General features: G+C 69.9%; 20 protein-coding genes. 2 read left to right on the plus strand and 18 right to left on the minus strand.

The annotated features are described in order from the left end of the window. Nucleotides 1–30: 30 nt before the first annotated feature. From OG861_RS17240 to OG861_RS17315, 16 genes are all read right to left on the minus strand, one after another. On the minus strand, nucleotides 31–1,635 hold the full coding sequence (locus tag OG861_RS17240) for a phage tail protein (RefSeq protein WP_330261780.1): 1,605 nt from the start codon (nucleotides 1,633–1,635) through the stop codon (nucleotides 31–33). A 36-nt stretch (nucleotides 1,636–1,671) separates the two neighbouring features. Continuing rightward, complete coding sequence (locus OG861_RS17245) at nucleotides 1,672–2,523, minus strand: hypothetical protein (RefSeq protein WP_330261781.1); 852 nt, start codon at nucleotides 2,521–2,523, stop codon at nucleotides 1,672–1,674. After that, nucleotides 2,523–3,560 carry a hypothetical protein gene (locus OG861_RS17250; RefSeq protein ID WP_330261782.1) on the minus strand — a complete coding sequence of 346 codons (1,038 nt, stop codon included), beginning with the start codon at nucleotides 3,558–3,560 and terminating at the stop codon, nucleotides 2,523–2,525. Before OG861_RS17250 ends, OG861_RS17245 begins: the two co-directional genes overlap by 1 nt. Nucleotides 3,561–3,642: 82 nt before the next feature. Further along, complete coding sequence (locus OG861_RS17255; RefSeq protein WP_330261783.1) at nucleotides 3,643–4,626, minus strand: hypothetical protein; 984 nt, start codon at nucleotides 4,624–4,626, stop codon at nucleotides 3,643–3,645. Nucleotides 4,627–4,639: 13 nt separating this feature from the next. Further along, nucleotides 4,640–5,545, minus strand: a complete 906-nt coding sequence (locus tag OG861_RS17260) for a phage distal tail protein (protein WP_330261784.1) — start codon at nucleotides 5,543–5,545, stop codon at nucleotides 4,640–4,642. Nucleotides 5,546–5,548: 3 nt separating this feature from the next. After that, on the minus strand, nucleotides 5,549–7,966 hold the full coding sequence (locus OG861_RS17265) for a phage tail tape measure protein (protein ID WP_330261785.1): 2,418 nt from the start codon (nucleotides 7,964–7,966) through the stop codon (nucleotides 5,549–5,551). Nucleotides 7,967–8,000: 34 nt separating this feature from the next. Next, complete coding sequence (locus OG861_RS17270) at nucleotides 8,001–8,201, minus strand: hypothetical protein (protein WP_330261786.1); 201 nt, start codon at nucleotides 8,199–8,201, stop codon at nucleotides 8,001–8,003. Then, nucleotides 8,198–8,680: a DUF7426 family protein gene (locus OG861_RS17275; RefSeq protein WP_330261787.1), complete on the minus strand. Its 483-nt coding sequence runs from the start codon at nucleotides 8,678–8,680 to the stop codon at nucleotides 8,198–8,200. Before OG861_RS17275 ends, OG861_RS17270 begins: the two co-directional genes overlap by 4 nt. Continuing rightward, on the minus strand, nucleotides 8,680–9,213 hold the full coding sequence (locus OG861_RS17280; protein WP_190026908.1) for a phage tail tube protein: 534 nt from the start codon (nucleotides 9,211–9,213) through the stop codon (nucleotides 8,680–8,682). The genes OG861_RS17275 and OG861_RS17280 overlap by 1 nt, the downstream gene beginning before the upstream one ends. Nucleotides 9,214–9,224: 11 nt before the next feature. Then, on the minus strand, nucleotides 9,225–9,656 hold the full coding sequence (locus tag OG861_RS17285) for a minor capsid protein (RefSeq protein ID WP_330261788.1): 432 nt from the start codon (nucleotides 9,654–9,656) through the stop codon (nucleotides 9,225–9,227). Next, nucleotides 9,653–10,000, minus strand: coding sequence for a hypothetical protein (locus OG861_RS17290; protein ID WP_330261789.1), 348 nt, complete (start codon nucleotides 9,998–10,000; stop codon nucleotides 9,653–9,655). Before OG861_RS17290 ends, OG861_RS17285 begins: the two co-directional genes overlap by 4 nt. Next, nucleotides 9,997–10,314 carry a hypothetical protein gene (locus OG861_RS17295; RefSeq protein ID WP_330261790.1) on the minus strand — a complete coding sequence of 106 codons (318 nt, stop codon included), beginning with the start codon at nucleotides 10,312–10,314 and terminating at the stop codon, nucleotides 9,997–9,999. The genes OG861_RS17290 and OG861_RS17295 overlap by 4 nt, the downstream gene beginning before the upstream one ends. Continuing rightward, entirely contained in the window at nucleotides 10,311–10,709 is a 399-nt protein-coding gene (locus OG861_RS17300) for a hypothetical protein (RefSeq protein ID WP_330261791.1), read from the minus strand. Before OG861_RS17300 ends, OG861_RS17295 begins: the two co-directional genes overlap by 4 nt. 2 nt (nucleotides 10,710–10,711) lie before the next feature. After that, nucleotides 10,712–10,960, minus strand: a complete 249-nt coding sequence (locus OG861_RS17305) for a hypothetical protein (protein WP_330261792.1) — start codon at nucleotides 10,958–10,960, stop codon at nucleotides 10,712–10,714. Then, a complete protein-coding gene (locus OG861_RS17310; RefSeq protein WP_330261793.1) occupies nucleotides 10,960–11,970 on the minus strand; it encodes a major capsid protein in 1,011 nt (336 codons plus the stop codon). The genes OG861_RS17305 and OG861_RS17310 overlap by 1 nt, the downstream gene beginning before the upstream one ends. Nucleotides 11,971–11,985: 15 nt before the next feature. Then, nucleotides 11,986–12,657: a hypothetical protein gene (locus OG861_RS17315; protein ID WP_330261794.1), complete on the minus strand. Its 672-nt coding sequence runs from the start codon at nucleotides 12,655–12,657 to the stop codon at nucleotides 11,986–11,988. Nucleotides 12,658–12,703: 46 nt separating this feature from the next. Between OG861_RS17315 and OG861_RS17320 the strand changes: the two genes are divergently transcribed. Next, complete coding sequence (locus tag OG861_RS17320) at nucleotides 12,704–13,261, plus strand: restriction endonuclease (RefSeq protein WP_330261795.1); 558 nt, start codon at nucleotides 12,704–12,706, stop codon at nucleotides 13,259–13,261. Here OG861_RS17320 and OG861_RS17325 read toward each other — a convergent pair. Next, nucleotides 13,249–13,395 (minus strand): Rmf/CrpP fold protein, encoded by a 147-nt coding sequence (locus OG861_RS17325; protein WP_330261796.1) that lies wholly within the window; start codon nucleotides 13,393–13,395, stop codon nucleotides 13,249–13,251. The genes OG861_RS17320 and OG861_RS17325 overlap by 13 nt on opposite strands. A gap of 9 nt (nucleotides 13,396–13,404) precedes the next feature. Next, a complete protein-coding gene (locus tag OG861_RS17330) occupies nucleotides 13,405–15,660 on the minus strand; it encodes a phage minor capsid protein (RefSeq protein WP_330261980.1) in 2,256 nt (751 codons plus the stop codon). Nucleotides 15,661–15,804: 144 nt separating this feature from the next. Here OG861_RS17330 and OG861_RS17335 point away from each other — a divergent pair, with 144 nt between their 5' ends. Further along, nucleotides 15,805–16,314 (plus strand): hypothetical protein, encoded by a 510-nt coding sequence (locus tag OG861_RS17335; protein ID WP_330261797.1) that lies wholly within the window; start codon nucleotides 15,805–15,807, stop codon nucleotides 16,312–16,314. The last annotated feature ends 4 nt before the right edge of the window (nucleotides 16,315–16,318 follow it).

The raw sequence follows: 16,318 nt of genomic DNA on the forward strand, positions 1-16,318 counted from the left end.
GCGGGGCGGATGTTTCGAGGGCCGGCTCGGTCAGGCGACGGCGGCCCAAATGGCGTTTGCGTCGTAGGTCAGGCCCGACGCGGGGGTGAAGGACGCGGGCAGGCTGGTCTGCCCGGTCGCGGTGAGGCGGGCCGCGCGGCGGAACGCGCCGGGCATGGCGGCGGCGCCTGCCGGGGAAGTGCCGAGGTTCGCGCCCCGGGCGAGTACGGGCCCGTTGTAGGGGCTCGCGGTCTGTCCGTTCGTGACGATGGCCACCCAGTAGGTTCCGGCGGGGGCCGAGTAGGCGGTGGTGAGGGGGCAGACGACGGTCGCGCCCTCGTTCGGGGTGAAGATCGTAGAGAGCGCGGCTGTCACTCCGACGCGGGCGCCAGCGGCGGTGTAGAGGCCAGCGAAGCTGCTCGCGTTCAGTGTCCCGCCCCCGTACCCGCACGAGTAGAAGCAGACGTTCGTCACGGTGGTGGGCACTCGCAGGTTGATCCCGCACAGGTAGACGTATCCGGCGAGCAGGTTCTGCCCGCTGTTGCTGGTGGCCGGGTCGAACGTCCAGCTCGTGAACCCGAGATCGGCGGGTAGCCATGTGCTCCCGCCGAGGCTGTCGACGTAGCTCTTGCGGGCGAGATGCGTGTCGGCGGTCGGCGCGACGCTCGATGACGGAACGCTGCTGAACGTCTTGGCGCCCGCCACCGTTTGCGTGCCGGTGAGCAGGACAGCGGTACCAGTGGGCTGCGCGCCAACGTCCGCCGCGGTGAGGGCGATCGCCGTCCCTGTCTTGCCCGCGACGGTGATCACGACATCCGGGCCCGCGGAACCGTTGACGGTCGAGACCGATCCTGCCCCCGGGTCGCCCTTGGGGCCCTGCGGTCCGGGAACGGTACTGGCGGGGCCGGTGTCTCCCTTGGGCCCCGGCGGACCGGGAACCGTACTGGCCGCGCCTGTTGCGCCCGTGGGGCCGCGCAGGTTCCCCACGGGCGTCCCCCACCCGGAAGCGCCGCGCTGCCACAGGTCGCCGGTATCAGTGCGCAGCAGCAGGTCACCCGGTCGTGTGTTGGTGCTCGGGGTCGTCGTCGTGTTCACGTACCAGGCGGCGCCGCGCACGTCGCCGCCGAGCTGCGCCCATGTTCCGGCGGTGCGCTGCCATGTCGAGACGGTTGTCGAGATGACGCCGAGGAACGTGGAGGTCTCGTATCGCACGTAGAGGTCGCCGTCGAGGCCAAGGTCGGCCGCGGGTGCGGCGGTGCCGCTGTGGATACGCGATCCCGGGGTGCCAGTCGGACCCTGCGGACCGACGGGGCCCGCTACGCCTACGTAGTTGGGCTTTGCGGGGTCGGTGGGGGCGATATCGGCGAGGTCGACCTCGGGCAGCGCCTTGGGCAGGACGATGTTGTACGAGCGGCCGACGGGGATTCCAGAGAGCTGCTCGGTCACGATGTACGCCCACCCGGACGGGTCCATGTCGGGCGAGTCGGTGGCGGGCAGGGTGACCTCGATCGATCCCTGCGCGTCGAGGGGGACGGTCACAGGGCCGCCGAGGATCACGTCGGCCTGCGGAAAAGTCAGGGTCGCGGGTGCCCGGAACACGAGCGCCCCCGACAGCGGAGTGCCGTCGGGGGCGAGGTACCGCGCGTGCACGGTCACGGTGGCTATGGATGGGGGCAGCAGGGCAGGACCCTCCTAGTCGTCGATGGTGCGCAGCCCCTGCTCGGGTGCCGGTTTCGGCTCGGGGGGCGGCGGGGGCGGGGTGGCTGCGGCCGTGGCCGGGGGCGTCCGAGTAGGTACGCGCGGCGCCTCGGCCGGGCTGTAGGTGTGGCGGTACAGCGCCGAGTACAGCCGCGTCTCGATATCGCGGCCCGCTTCCTTGTTCCGGTGTTCGACCGTCCAGTCGACCCACTGCATGAACTCGACCTCGTGCAGAGGCTGCGTGATGATCCGGTCCGTCCACTGGCCGGCCGGACAGTCCCACTCATCGACCGTGATCGGGTCGCCGCTGTCGGGCCGCATGGTGACCTTGACCTGCCCGCCGCCCGTGTTGGCGTAGGTGAAGACCTCGATCTCGGCGACCGCGTGCGTTGCGGGACCGGAGCCCCACCACGCGGGCTGATAGGTGGTCTCCTTCGTGTTCTGGCGCTGTGTCGGGTGGAGTTGAAGGGGAAGCATGGGACGGCCGAGGAACCGGTCGCTGAACGCGTCGTCCATGACGAGTACGCGTTCGGGGGCGGTGGTGTCGCGCGACCACATGCGGATCATCTGGTCGCCTTGCAGAAGGTCGTCGCCCACGGTCAAAGCGCGGGTCCCGCTTTGCCGGCGGATGAACACCCCCCAGTCGCCTTGGCCGGTCTCGCCGACCTTGAACGTCTCGGCGCCCGTCGGGGTCTGGGCGATGAGCTGCCCGCCCTCGCCGATGACGATGTCGCCGTGAAGGATCTTGTCCAGCGCCGGGCGCATGTTCGCGCGGCCGGTGAGTTCACGCACTCGGCGCTCAAGCTCGCGGATTCGGTCGAGCAGGTCGAGGGGAATCGCTGCCATTAGGCGGCCTCCAGGTAGAGCTTTGCGGTCTCGGGCCGGCCGCGCAGGGCCGGGCTGATGGCGAGGCCGACCACGCGGTACCGCTGGTCGAGCCCCTCGGCCCACCACAGATCCCGGATGCGCACGCGGACGGTCGCGCCGAGCAGCGCGGGTGACAGTGCGGCCCGGTCGAGCGCGACGGTCAGTTCGGGAATCGGCCGCGGGGTAAGCGCGGCGGCGAGGTCGGCGCGTGCGTGCGCGGCGAGGGTCGCGGGGTCCGTAACGGTGGTGTAGTCCGAAGTCCCATCGAGGCGCGGCCACCCGGCGGCGAGCTGCTGCTCGTCGACGAGTAGCTCGGTCATCAGTGGGAGGGACTCGGCGGTCTGATTGCGGTTGTCGCTCGCGCCCCTGCTCTGCCACACGTTGGCGCGCACGGTGGCGTCGATGGGCCAGTCGTAAGAGAGGACCGGTCCCGGATGGTCGAGCACGATCTCGGACTCGCCCGTACGGATCACGGGCGCTCCGAGCTGCAACTGCTTGATCCGCCGGCCGCTGCTCGCGTCGCGGTAGCTCGCGATCCTCCATTCGAAACCGCCCTCGACCGCTCCGAGTTGGTCGATGACCTCGCGTATGCGCGGCTGGTCATAGCGGCGGTACGTGCGGTCGCGCAGCACCCCCGAGAGCTGCTCGGTGTCGTACTCGATGCCGATGTCGCCGCCGGCCAGGCTCGCGCTGTAGTCGATCAGGCCCCGGACGATGTCGAACTGATCGACACCGACGGCCTGCTGTGTATCGAAGATCGCGCGGTGGTCGAGGTAGGACGCCCACCCGCCGGCCTGTATCCGCAGGCCGAGGTCGCCGCGCTGGTTGCTGGTCAGGCTGGCGGTCCACGGGATTCCGCCCCACCACACGTCCGGGCCGCGTTCGATCCACATCGCGGTTCGGCCGAGGTCGAGCGCGGACCGCACGCGGGCGGCGATCTGCGCGTTTGGCAGGGGCACGGTCGCAGCGGCGGTCCCGATCTTGCCGATGTAGTCATCGAGCGACACATCGCTCACGGGCAGGATGTCGAGAATCTGGTCGGTGCGCAGGTCGCATAGGACGACCCGGTACGCGGGGGCGATCAGACGATCACCCCCTCTACGCGTCGAGGGGGTACTGCACCCCGGAGAGTGCCGCCCACGTGCCCACTGCCGCGCTGGCGATCAGTCGTAGCTGCCCGTTGCCCGAAGCGTCCAACTTGATGGGAACGCTGGCGGCGGCGATCGGTACGGACGTGAGGGCGGCCGGACGGCAGCTCGCAGGCAGGACCGAGGCAAGCAGGTTTCCACCGTTGGGCGGTGAACCAGCGGTCGCCCATGAGACGCCGCCTCGCAGTTGCAGGAAGGGGGCGCCGCCGAGGGTGATCCGCCGGTACTTGACGTCACCGTTGCCGTTGCCGTTGTTGGTGAAGCCCGAGGCGAGGGAGAGCGGCGTCCATCCGACGGTGGCGTCGAGGGGCTGCCACGATCCGCCGTCCCACCTGTCCAAGCCATTGCCGTTGTCGCGGTACTGACCCGCGTACGCGCCGGGGAAGGACAGGCCCCACCCGCGCGGGATGATCCCGCCGTACGCCGAGGTGTAGCGGCGGCGGTCGGCGAGGGCCGATGCCCACGTGATCCCGCCCGTTCCGGCCGAGGTGCCGGCAGGGACGGTGATTTCCCACAGCCGCAGCGTTGCGGCGGGCAGGGTCGGAGGGACGGGGGTCGCGGTGGCGGCGCCCTGCACGATCTCGGCACGGGCGATCGTCTGCCCGGTGGTGTCGTACGCGGTGTCGTAGACCCGCAGCACCACGGCGTCGATGCGCCCGTACTGCGCGTGTCCGTCGGCAATGGTGAGCGTCTCTGGAGCGGTGACGGCGACAGGGTAAGCGCCCTGGGCGTCGGCCCCCTGGACCAGGGCGCGGCCGACGGCGAGCTGCACCTGCATGGCGGCGGTGCCGGTCGCGGCCAGGGCGGTTCCTCCGGCGATCACGCCGTCGCGGGAGCCCATCGCGGTCTCGGGCGCCATCACACCGAGCGGCACGAGGCGGGTGTCTTCGCGGGTCTGTCCCGCAGGGAGCAGCCATCCGGCACGGACGGTCAAGAGGGTTGCCTCCTTACCAGTGGGCGGAGCGCCATCGGATCGAGCAAGAGGCGCGGGGGTCGGTGGTGCCGGGCGACGCGCGGAAGAGAAGCGACGTCTTACCCGGGTTGAGGGTGAACAGGGCTTCGGGGACGCTGCGGGCGGTCGCGGTGTAGAGCCGCGCCGCAGTCCGGTTGAGCGTCACCGTTCCGTCGCGGGTGTCGATGACCAACTCGTCATCGAGGGCGAGGTCGATGTCGTACTCGATCGCCTCGCCCGTGGCGAGGTTGGTCACGGAAGGGAGGGAGACCGGGCCCCGGATGGTGATCACGGGATGGCTCGGGGCGTCGCCCTCGTTGACGCCGATCAGTGACCCCGTACTGCCCGGTGCACCGAACGCCATCGGGTAGAGCAGCCGTTCCGGACCCGGAGTCACCTGCCAGTCGAGGCCGGGCTCGGCCGCGGGCAGGCGCGCCTCGACCTGCTGCTCGATCACGCTGTACCTGCGCGGATCGGTGGCTTCCCACTGGAGCGCCGCCCCGGTGACGAGACCGATCGCGTACCCGCCCGCCACGACGGGCACGGCCCGCCGGATGCACCGCGCCCAACAGAGCAGGGGCGGGGAGTCGTCGAGCTGGATCACGAGCGGCAGCTCGTCGTCACGCAGCGCGGTAGCCGTCGACAGGGTCCGGACGGCGGCGCCCATCGCTCCGGGCTCGCTCCGGATCGCCACCCCGTCGAGAGTGATCGTCCGGACCTGCGCGAGCAGCCGGCCCGCATAGGCGCCGTGCGCATCGGATCGGGGCACCGTTCCCGAGTCGAGGCCGGGGGAGTCCTCCCACCCAGTGAGGGACTCCCATCCGTACGGGGTGCTCGGACCGAGCAGCAGGTCGCCGAACTGGACGTGTCCGGCATGGCGGACACGGTCGCCGGGGGCCATCGCTCACCCCCTTGCCTTCATGTGCCACGCGAGCGCGACGGCGTTCTGCTCGGGGCTCTGCTCGCCGCCGTGCCAGTTCTCGATGTGGACGCTCGGACCCCAACCACCCGCCCCCGCAACGCCGTTGCCGGGCATCCCGGCGGCGGCGAACTGCGGACGAGCCGGAACGGATACGAGATTGCGCATCGTCCGGTCGACCGCCGACGATCCGGCCTTGATGCCCTCGACGATGCCCGCCGGGATAAAGCGGCCGATCTTGTCTCGCATAAGACGCGACGGAGAATGAATGCCGAGCGCTTTCGCAATCGGTCCCGGGATCAGATTCTTGGCCCAAGACGTGAGAGTCGAGCGCAGCCAAGATCCCATGCCCTTAATGCCATTCCACAGGCCGTAGATCAGATCACGGCCCTTGTCGTAGAGCATCGAGCCGAAATTGCCGAAGTAGCTTGCGATCATGCCCGGCAGGCCACGCACCCAATCGAGCATTTCCCCGGCCTTTCGGACGGTGCCCGACTTGATAGAATCCCAATGCTTGATAATCAACCCGACCAAGGTCCAGTTGAGGAAGAAGTCAAGGATGCGCCCAGGAATTCCCCGGACCCATTCGACCGTGGCGTTCCAAGCGGATACCGTGCCACTCTTTATGGCGTCCCAATGCTTGATAATGAGACCGGCCAAAGTCCAGTTCAAGAAGAATTGGAGAATCGTTTCTCCGATGCTCTTGAGCTTGCCCCACACCCAATCCCACGCGGCTTTTGTCGCGCTGACGATTGTGTCCCAGTTGGCGACGATCAGGGCGACGATCGCGACCACGGCGGCGATCACGAGCGCGATCGGCCCCATGGCGAGCAGCCACGCCGCGGCCATCCGGGCGCCCTGTATCAGGGACTGCGTGCCCATGAGGACCCACGCGGCGACCACCCGCACAGCGGCCCCGGCGGCGCCTACTCCCTGCGCCACCCAACCCGCCAACATTGTGGTGTTGAGCAGCACAAACCGGGCTGCAGCGGTTACGCCCGCGACAGTCTGAGTGGCCCATCCGGTGACGACCGCGATGGTCGTCGTCGTGGCCGTGACACCCAACGCGATGAGCGTCGGAAGCATCAGGACGGCGATCACGCCGGCGGCGATCGTGAGCGCCGTCGAGTGCTCGGAGACGAACGCGGCACCCGCGCTGAACGCGCCGCCGAGTCCGCCCGCGCCGACCCAATTCGCGAGCTTCTCAATGACCGGGATCGCGTAGTTGCCGATCGCGCCGACGAGCTTCTGCTCGATCCCTCGCTTGAACGCCTCGATCTTCGTCGCCGCATTGTCATGCAGCGCGTTTCCGGCGGCGTCAGTGGCGCCCTTGACGTCCCCGAGCGCCTTAACGGCATTCGACGGGTCGAGCGAGTAAATCGCCTTCTGCATATCCTCGGCCTTGGTACCGAACAGGCCGAGCGCGATCTCGCTCTGCTTCGCGGGGTCCTTGACGCCGCGCAGCTTGTCGAGGATCTGGTCGAGCGCCTTTGCTGCTTCCGGTCCGCCCTTTTGAAAGACCTTCTGCATTTGGTCGGCGTTGAAACCGAGATCCTTATAGGCAGTCGCTGTCGCCTCGCCCATTCCCTGAGCCATCAAGGTGAATTCCTTGAGGCTGTCGGCGACGATATCGGCGTCGCGGGAACCGCCTTGGAGTCCCTGTTGCAGCAGCCCCATCGACGTCTGAGCGTCGAGACCGAGCTGCCGGAATTCAGTTGGGTACTCGTTGAACGTGTCGAGCAGGTCCTCGGCGGCGCCGACGCCGTTCTGCGTCCCCTTGACGAGTACGTCGAGGGCTTCCTCGGCATTCTTGGCGAGGCCCGTTTTCAGCATCGTGCCGACGGAGCGACTGACGTTCGAGACGTCCTCGCCCATGACCGTTGCGGCGCTCGCTACCTGCGTCGCAAGGGTTTTGATCTGCCCCTGCGTCGCCTCGGGTGGCAGCAGGCCGTTTCGGGCGATGCCCTTGACGATCTCTGCGCCGTCGGCGACCGATTCGACGATCGCGCCGGCGTAGAGATCGCCCGCGACTTTGCCGTACGTCTTGGCGACCGGGCCGGTCGCTCCGAGCTGTGCCTGTAGCTGTCCGGGGATCTTGGATTGTTCGAGGGCCGCGCCGACTCCGGCCATGAGGGCGGCGCCGATGCCGGCGCCGATCGCCGCTGCGGCGAACCCCTTCAAGGCGGTGCCCATGCCGCGCGAGGCTTCCGCCCCGCCGTCGGCTGCGCCGTCGGCGAGTCCGTCGCCGAGGGCGTCGCCTGCCTGCTCGCCGGCGCGGTCGGCGTCGGCGGCGATCCGGTCGCCGCCTTGGCGCATCGCCTGCTCGGCGCGGGCGACCCCTGCGGCGGCACCGGAGTCGTCAACGGTGATGGTGGCGGCGAGCTCGCCGACCATGAGGGCCATCGCTCACCCCCTGGTCGGTCGTGCGCCGCCCCGGTTAGGGGGCGGGCGCGTCAGGCGAGGGGTTGAGCAGCCGCGCGAGGCGCGTCTCGGTGCTGAGCAGGCCGAGGACCCGCACGCGCAGCCATCGCCACGAGCGGGTTTGGAGGAGTCCGGGGGTGCTGAGGTCGAGCCCGTAGGTCTCGTGCAGGTCGGCCTCGACGAGCGGCCACTCGTCGAGAATCCGGGCCCATGTCACTTCCGGCGCTTGCCCTTGGCCTTGGCGCGGGCGGGCGCCGGCGGGGTACTCGTACCACTCCCAGAGGCCGGACTCTTCGTCGTAGTCGCCCCGCCCGACCGGCGCCGAGCGGCTCGGTTCGGGGCCAGTCGATTTGGGTCGCCGCCCGAGTTCCAGAACCGTTCGGCGGCGGTGCGGTCCTGCGCGATCCAAACCATGCACGTGAGGGCGGCGTGCTTGAGCTCGGGCCACGACACCCCGTCCGCGAGCATCTCGTCGTAGGCGGGGCCGAGCACGTCCTGATAGTGGTTGCGCTCGGCCGCGTCCGCGAGCACCTGCTCGTCGGCGCGGCCCCCGTCGGCGGCCACCGCCGCGGCGTGCACGAGTGCCTGTGTGAGCAGACCGACCTCGGCGGTCGGCGCCGGCACCCGGTACGGCTTGCCCCCGAGGGGCAGGGTCAGCGCTTCGTCGAGTAGCTCGCCGAGTGCCTCGAAGCCCATCAGCTACCCCCTGCCTTGGCGGTCTTGCCCTCGACGGACAGCAGGCCCGGGGTCGCGACGGGGTTCGTGATCGCGGTCAGGGGGCCCGAGCCGGTAAGCGTGATTTTGACGGTATCGACCTCGGCGGCGTCGCCGCCGTCCGGCTCCCACTGAACGATGGCGCGGCCCTCGTACGCGTCGGGCAGGCCGGTCCGGTCGAACCAGCGGACCCGGACGTACGATGCCGCGCCAAAGCTCATGGACGCTTTGCGCAGGGCCTCTTGGGCGCTGGAGAACTTGAGGGTCGTCGGGTTGGCGCGGTGGGCGACGGTGGTCTCGATGGACCACTTGAGCATGGTCACGACCTGCTCGGGGTAGCCCTCGCCGTCGTACAGGTTGAGCTCTTGGGCGGTCGGCTCGATCTTCGGCGCGAACTCCGAGACGCCCGGGACGAGCGTCCACACGGGAGTACCGGGAACGGTCGGCATGTCGAGCTCAAGGCGGTACCGCCGGGCGAGCAGGGTCACGTCGTCTACGGGCGGCGGCGTGCTCAATGAGACCTCCCTTATTCGAGGTTGGGGTGCGCCCGGTGGGCGCGACAGTGGTAGTTCGCGGTCCGCTCCCAGCGGCCCGCCGAGTCGGCGCCGATGGGACCGGCGGAGACGCGAAAGACGAGCTGCACGCGGACCTCGCCGAAGACGTGCGGCCCGGACGCGTGCAGCACGTCGTGCACGCGGTCGGCGAGCACCTCGGCCTCGCGCGGGTCGGCGCCCGCCCGGACGCGCACCTGTAGGCCGGTGGTCGTGTCCGTGAGCGCGGCCGAGTCGGCGACCGAGTAGAGCGACAGGCACAGAGCACGGTCGGGAGCGGGCGGCAGCAGGGCGACGGTGATCGCCGTCTCGCCCGGGGCGTACGGGCCGTCGGTCCGGTAGACACCGACGCCGGCCGCGTTGAGCAGCCGCGCCAATCCGTCGGCCAGGGCGACGCCGTAGCTCACCGCAGCGCCCGGCGGACCTGCGCGGCGATCAACGCCTGCACCTCGCCCGCGCTCGCGGGCAACACGCCTTCGAGGTACTTCGCGCTGCGCCCGGGGGCGTGCCGGGCGGTCATGTCCTCGTGGACCCGACCCGCGTAAGGCACGTCGTAGGAGACGGCGGCGGTCATCTGCTGCTCGTCGACCGAGCTCGCCCCGCTCCGTTCGAGGGTTCCCTCATTGATGGGGACGCGCTTGCGGCTCTCGGCGAGGACGTGCTCGGCGCCGAGCAGCAGACCCCGGGTCGCGGCCTCGCGGATCGCTCCGGTGGCGGCGGTCCCGTTCCATCTCAGTCGGGCGCGGCTCATTCGCACATCACCTCCGTGGACGCGGGGACCGGCAGGCCCGGGGCGGTGTGCTCGGCGACGCTGATCGCCGTGGTGATCCGGCCGCCGGGCAGGGTCACCCGGCTACCGGGCGGGCAGGCCAGTCCGGGGGCGGCGATGACCTGCGCGCTGCTTGTGACGGTCCGGCCGTCGGGGGCCCGGACCATACGGACCGCCTCGCCGACGAGCGCGGGAACCTCGACGTACGGGGCGTAGGCCGGGCCGTACGCGCCGTCGCCGATGTAGGGCTCGACACCGATCCGGTGGCGGAGCAGGGACCGGGGGACTCGGGTCACCACTGCTGTACCTCGCCCGGGGTCAGTCCCGCGCGGCGCAGTGCGCGGGCGGCGCGGGGGGCGAGCTCGACGCCGGCCGCTCCGGACGCCGAGGCGGCGCGGCCGGACAGGCTGACGGGGCCGATAGAGACCGAGTCCCACTTGCCCGCCGCGCCCGTGCCGTCGTCGCCGGCGGCGAGCCAGTATTCGACCTGCGCACAGGTCGCCGAGCCGAGGGCGGCGGCGATCTGCGGGTCGGTCGGGTCGCCGTCGTCGTCGACGGGGTAGATCGCGGTGAGCAGCGCCGAGTCGATGTCCTCGCCCGCCCGTGCGAGCAGGTGCTCGGCCTCGGGCGGGGCGGGGGTGCCGAGCCATGCGGCGAGCTGTTCGGGGGTGGCGTAGGGCTGTCGGGCCAAGGTCACCCCCTCGCGCGGCGGGAACCGGAACGGCCCGCCGACTTGTCGTCTGGCGGGCCGTCCGGCTCGGTGGCGGGCGCATCGCCGGGGGGTTCGTCGTCGAGGGGCTCGACGGTGTAGCCGGCGCCTTGGCAGTAGCCGATGATCGCTACGTCGTCCGTGACGGCGGCGCCGTCGACGAAGTGGAGACCGCCGGGGCCGTCGCCGTTGTAGTCGCTGATCGGGGCGGTGATGCGCACGTTCATGGGCATCACGCGCTCTTGATGTTGCGCAGGACGGCCGCGGCGCGGGTCGCCTTGAGGACCGGGGCGAGCGGCCCCATCTCGACTTCGCCGAGCTTGACCGCGCCCGCGTTCGTGAAGTCCGGAAGGAAGGTCTGCACGAGGGGCACCGAGGCGACCGAGGCACCGTGGAAACCGTCGAGCCCGTACCGGATCGCGAACAGGTCACCGAGACCGGACACGGCCGCGCCCCCGCCCGCGCCGTCGGTGTCGCGGCTGACGAGCCCGATCACGTCGGCATTGCTGCCCGCCTTGGACTTGAGGTCGATCAACGGGATTCCGTTGTACGCGACGATCGGGCGGCCGAAAGCGTCGGTGGACTTGTCGAGCTGATCGGTCCACGCGGCAATGGCCTTGAACAGAGCGAGGGTTCGCCGGTTGCCGTAGATCACATCCGGGGTGTCATCCATGCTCGCGAGCCACGAGTCGACGTGGCGCTGCGCGGCGAGCGCGGCGGCCTTGTCGTTGATCGCGGTCCAGTCGAGGTAACCGGACGCGACGCCGTTCGCGAGCGGCAGGTACTCGGTGTCGGTCCCGGTCAGGATCTTGCTCAGCCCATCGAACCCGTTCGTGTCCGTCGCCTTGTCACCGTTGATCACGGCGTCGGCGAACTTGGCGCGCGCGGCCTTGATCTTCTGGGACATGTTCAGCGCGACCGCTCCGGACGCCGCCGGGCCGATGCGCGAGATCACGCGGTCGATCCGGAACGACCCGCCGAGCGGAACGAGGTCGACCGTGTACCGCTGCGTCGCGACCTCGGCCGGGGTGTACTCGCTGTTCAGCGGCCGGAAGTCGGCGTTCGCCTGCGTGATCAGGCGCCGATACCCGTACGTCAGGGTGTCGCCCCCACCGGTCGGGTTCACGGTGTTGTCGAAGGTGAGGCGGTCGAGGATGTCCGAGCTCTTGCGGAACTCGTCGATGACGGTCACGTCGACGTCATCCTGCGCGTTGTTCCGAGCCTCGGCGAGGGAGGTAGGCAAACGATTCTCCTAGGGTCAGCCGCTCCTCATGCGGGCGGCGATGGCGTCGTGCAGGGTGGTCGCGCGGCGCTCGCCGGCGGGCGGACCGTTGAACTCGCCGCCCCCGCGCGGCGGTGTGGCGTTGGCGCGGTACAGCTCGGGGTCGGCGTCTACGGCTCCCTTGATCGCGGCGGTGAGCTTGTCGTCGAACCCCTTGTCGAGCGGGTCGAGGCCGGCGACCGAGGCGAGGAAGGACCGGGAGTTGAGCAGGCGGTCGCCGCGCGCGCCCTGGTCGGCGGCGACCCGGGCGACGGCGAGCTCGACCCGGGCGGTCCGCAGCTCGGCGGCGTGCTCGGTCAGCAGGCGGTCGCGCTCGGCGACGGCGGCGGCGAGCGCGGCGGGGTCCTGCGTGGTGTCGCCGCCGGGGTTGAGCGCCTTGGTCACGGCGTCGAGGGCGGAGCGAAGGTCGTCCCGCTCGGCCGCGGCCTGCTCGGCGCGGGTGTTGGCGTCGGCGAGCTGCTGCTCGGCCGCCGGATCACCGGGCGGTGCCGACGGGGTAGGCGGGTTGGGGTTCGGGTCGCCGGTCGGGGCGGGGTCGCCGCCCTCGCCCGAGCCGCCCTTGATGGGCCAGATCGGGCGGCCGTCCCGGCGGCGGCCGAGGGCTCGCTCGCCGGTGCGTGGGTGCCGGGGCAGGGGTGAGTCGGGCATGAGGGATCACACTCCTTCTGACTGGGCAGCGGACTACGATGCACGGATGATTCGTCGGGGGTCGGAAACGCGAACTGGTGGGGCCCAACCCAAGGCTGTCCCGCCGTGGCAGGAGTTCGAGTGGGAAGTCAACGAGCTCATAGCGAGCCTTGACCCGGGCGCCCACCTCGTCGCCGATGAGCACGTGCTCGGCCTAATCAGCGGTGCCACACGACAACTCGATGCCTTCGTGCGAGGTCAGGTGGCCGGCCAGCCGATCACCATTGCTGTCGAGGCCAAGCGTTACAAGAGGCCAATCAGCATCGGGACTGTGGACGAGTTCATCGGCAAGATGCTCGACGTCGGTTGCGATCGGGGGATTCTGTGCTCGGCCGGAGGCTTCTCCGAAGCGGCGCTATCCCGGGCGAGCAATGCAAGGCATCCTGCCGTCGGCTGCGTGCACATCCAGCCCTTTACCACCGGGGGCGTATTGCAGCATTGCAGGACCGTTCCGTCGCCAGCGGAGCTACTTAAAGAGCAGCTCCTCGACAGGACCGTTGGTCCCAACCGGACTCCCGAGTACGACGAGTGGCTGAGCGGCGATGTGAACCTTTATCGCGATTGAACGTAACCACGTATCCATGCAGCCCGCAGTAGCGGCTCGTCGCCGCGGTACGGGCAGTCGGTTGCGGGACGGTCAGCTCGGGCAGCACGGGCACCGTCCCGGCGGGCGCGTAGCGCGTCCTCGCGGAACCCCATGATCACCCCCTAGAACTTGCGGCGCTGGTTCTCTCGCGCGTTGCGGGCGGTCTCGCCCGCGCCGTTGCGGACGCCGGTCACCTGCTCGGTGAACTCGGCGAGGGTCATCCGGGGCGAGACGTCTTCCCAGAACCTGATCAGGTCCTCGCTCGCCCTCGCGTACGCGACGTGTGCCGGGCCTGAGAACAGGCTGCGCGGGTCGACGCCGGCGGCTTCGGCCTTCCGGTTGAGCATGTGCCCGCGCGTGGCGTCTTCGGCGGCGAGCCACTGAATGTAGATGTGCTCGTCGTACATCTCGCGAATCTCCTCGCGGCTGTACGCCTCGCGCTGCGCCCGCGCTTCGAGTTCGCGCTCGTACGCCCAACGCTCGACCGCGGACATGTGCTCGGTGCCGTCGGGGCCGCGCTCGACGTCGGCGCCGTACGGGCCCCACTCGTCGGGGTCTGCCGGGGGCGGGTCGTCGAGGCGGATCGGGTGCATCGCGTCGTCGAGGGCGTCCCGTGCGGCGAGGGTGTCGGCGACTGTCGTCCCCGCGATCGGCGGGGGCGGTACGGGCGGGTGCCGCCGGTCGATCTCGGCGGCGATCCGCTCGGCGTCCGCCGGATTCGCGTACCGGATGCCCCACACGAGCAGCTCGTCGTCGAGCCCGGACAGGTCACCGGCGAGCCGTCCACCGGGGAACAGCTCGGCGAGGGCGCGGCGGCGGTGGACCTCGGCGCCGATCACCGGACGGTCCTCGGGGACGTTGAGCGCGCGGGCGGCGAGGTCCCGTTCGGACATGCCCACGAGATCGCGGCGGATCTCCGGCATGGCGGCGTCGAGGTCGCGCCGGTCGGCCTCGGCCATGACGCGCAGCATCTGCTCGTCGTCGAGGTGCGGTGCGATCCGGGCGAGCTCGTCGTCGCTGAACGGGGCGAGGTTGTCGACCATGCGCCCGCCGGGGCGGATGCGGTCGGCAAGGTCGGCCAGGTCGCGGCGGTCACTCTCGGCCTGGATGCGGTCGAGGTCGCGATCGTCGAGCACGCCGGGCCGGATCGCCGCGCCGAGCTGCTCGTCGGTGAGCTCGGGCAGGGTGCGGTCATCGCCCGCCCGCACGCGCGCGGCCTCGACCGCGTCGGGCGGAGGCGTCGGCTTGGTGCTCGGGAGGTTGCCCGCCCCGGGCTGCTCACGCTCGCGGCGACGGATGAGTTCGGGGTGCTGCGCGAGGTGCTCGCGCATCTTGCCTTGGTAGGCGCGCACCCGGGCCTCGGCCGCTCTCTTGGCCTCGGGGGTCATCGCGGCCGAGCTGCGGTTCTTCCACTTCCGAATGGCGCGCTCGATCGCGCGCTGCCGCTGTGAGGCGGCGTACCCGTCGGGGTCCTCGGAGTGCTCGACCGGGGTCCGAGTCACACCGGGCAGGAACGCGCTCGTCGAGTGACGGCAGTTGGGATGTTGCAAACCGGCCCGCCGCGCGTCGTCGAGCGATCCGGCGACGTCCACCTGCACGGTGCGGCCGTCGTCGGTCGCGTGCTCCATCTCGATCGTCCGGGCGCCGCCCGGCCCGTCGAGGCTCAGCACCTTGCCCTCGAACGGCTTGCAAAGCGGGCACTCGTGAGGGGCATTGGAGACGATCACGAGCCCGACCCCGGCAGCGCGCAGCTTGTCGCCGTGCGCCTCGACCGCAGCGCGGCCGACGGCCGTCCGTACCGCCATCTCGGCGTAAGACGTCATCTGCCAGGACCGGCCGCGGCGGTCGACGAACGAGCGCAGCCCCCGGTCGGCGAACCGAGCCATCGCGGATTGGGTTGCCTGCCGGCGGGTGTCGACCCCCAGGAGCGGCGTCGCCGACGACTCGGCGATCACCTGTCGGTAGCCGTCCTCGACACCCCGAAGAATCCCCCGGTGTGTCTCGGTTACGAGCTCGATCGTCTCGGCGGCGAGCCGGTCAACGGCCCGGGTGCCCGGCGTGCTCTCGGCGATCCGGCGCACGTCGACGTCGGACAGGGCGCCGAGCTCGGCGAGCCCGGCTCGCGCCCCGACGTCGTACGCCTCGCTCACGGTGGAGAACACCTCAAGCTGCACGGCCGAGCCGAGAGCGTCGACGACGCCCTGCGCGGCTCGCCGCAACGGTTGGATGTCCCGCAGCTTGGCGACCGCCCACCCCGGGGCCTCGAACCCTCCGTCGAGCTGCCGAGCGACGAGCGCGAGCAACCGCTGCTCGGCATCGACGTACAGGTCGCGGACACCGCCGGACAGGTCTTCGACTATCCATGGAGATATAGACAGCGTGTTTTACCCCTTCTGAAGTGGCTCGGCCACTCGCACTAGCGGGTTAACACGTTCGGTCGTCTCACGGGTGGCGTGCCACGTGCGCCGCTAACGCTGGGGTATTTACTCGTGTTTCCCTGCGTGGTGTGGAGGTGGGATGGGATGCCGCTCACGGTCGGCAGGTTGGACACCCAAATTGCTAGTTCGGTTTGGGGTGCGGTTTGGGGGCGGCCCTTGTGGTTTGTTGACCTCCTGGTCATTTTTGTCTTTCTGGTGTTCCAGGCGCTTTCTTTTGTCGGTGCTCCAAAAAGGGATGCAAACCTTCCTGAACACGCCGACGCCTTGCGTAGCGCCTCAAGTGGCGGCCTCACCGTTGTGGGTATCCTCTTGCCGCTGTCTTTTCTGGCGATTCAGATTCGCACTTCGAGTTCTTCGACGACGCTTTCTAGTACAACTCTCGCGGATTTCTTCCTCGCCACTGCCTGGTTGTTCCTGTCTCTGGCGTCAGGAGTATGGGTTCTGTGGATTTCCGGTATTCGCGGCTCAACGGAGGATGTCGCCCATAGGTTGGACATCGGAATCACTTACGGTGCCCAACTCATCTTTCTACTGGTCGGCGTCTGGCGTCTGGTGTGGGCTGTTTCGTCGACAATTACGTCACTACTAACCTAGCCGA

This window comes from Streptomyces sp. NBC_00539 (assembly GCF_036346105.1).
Lineage (GTDB): Bacteria > Actinomycetota > Actinomycetes > Streptomycetales > Streptomycetaceae > Streptomyces.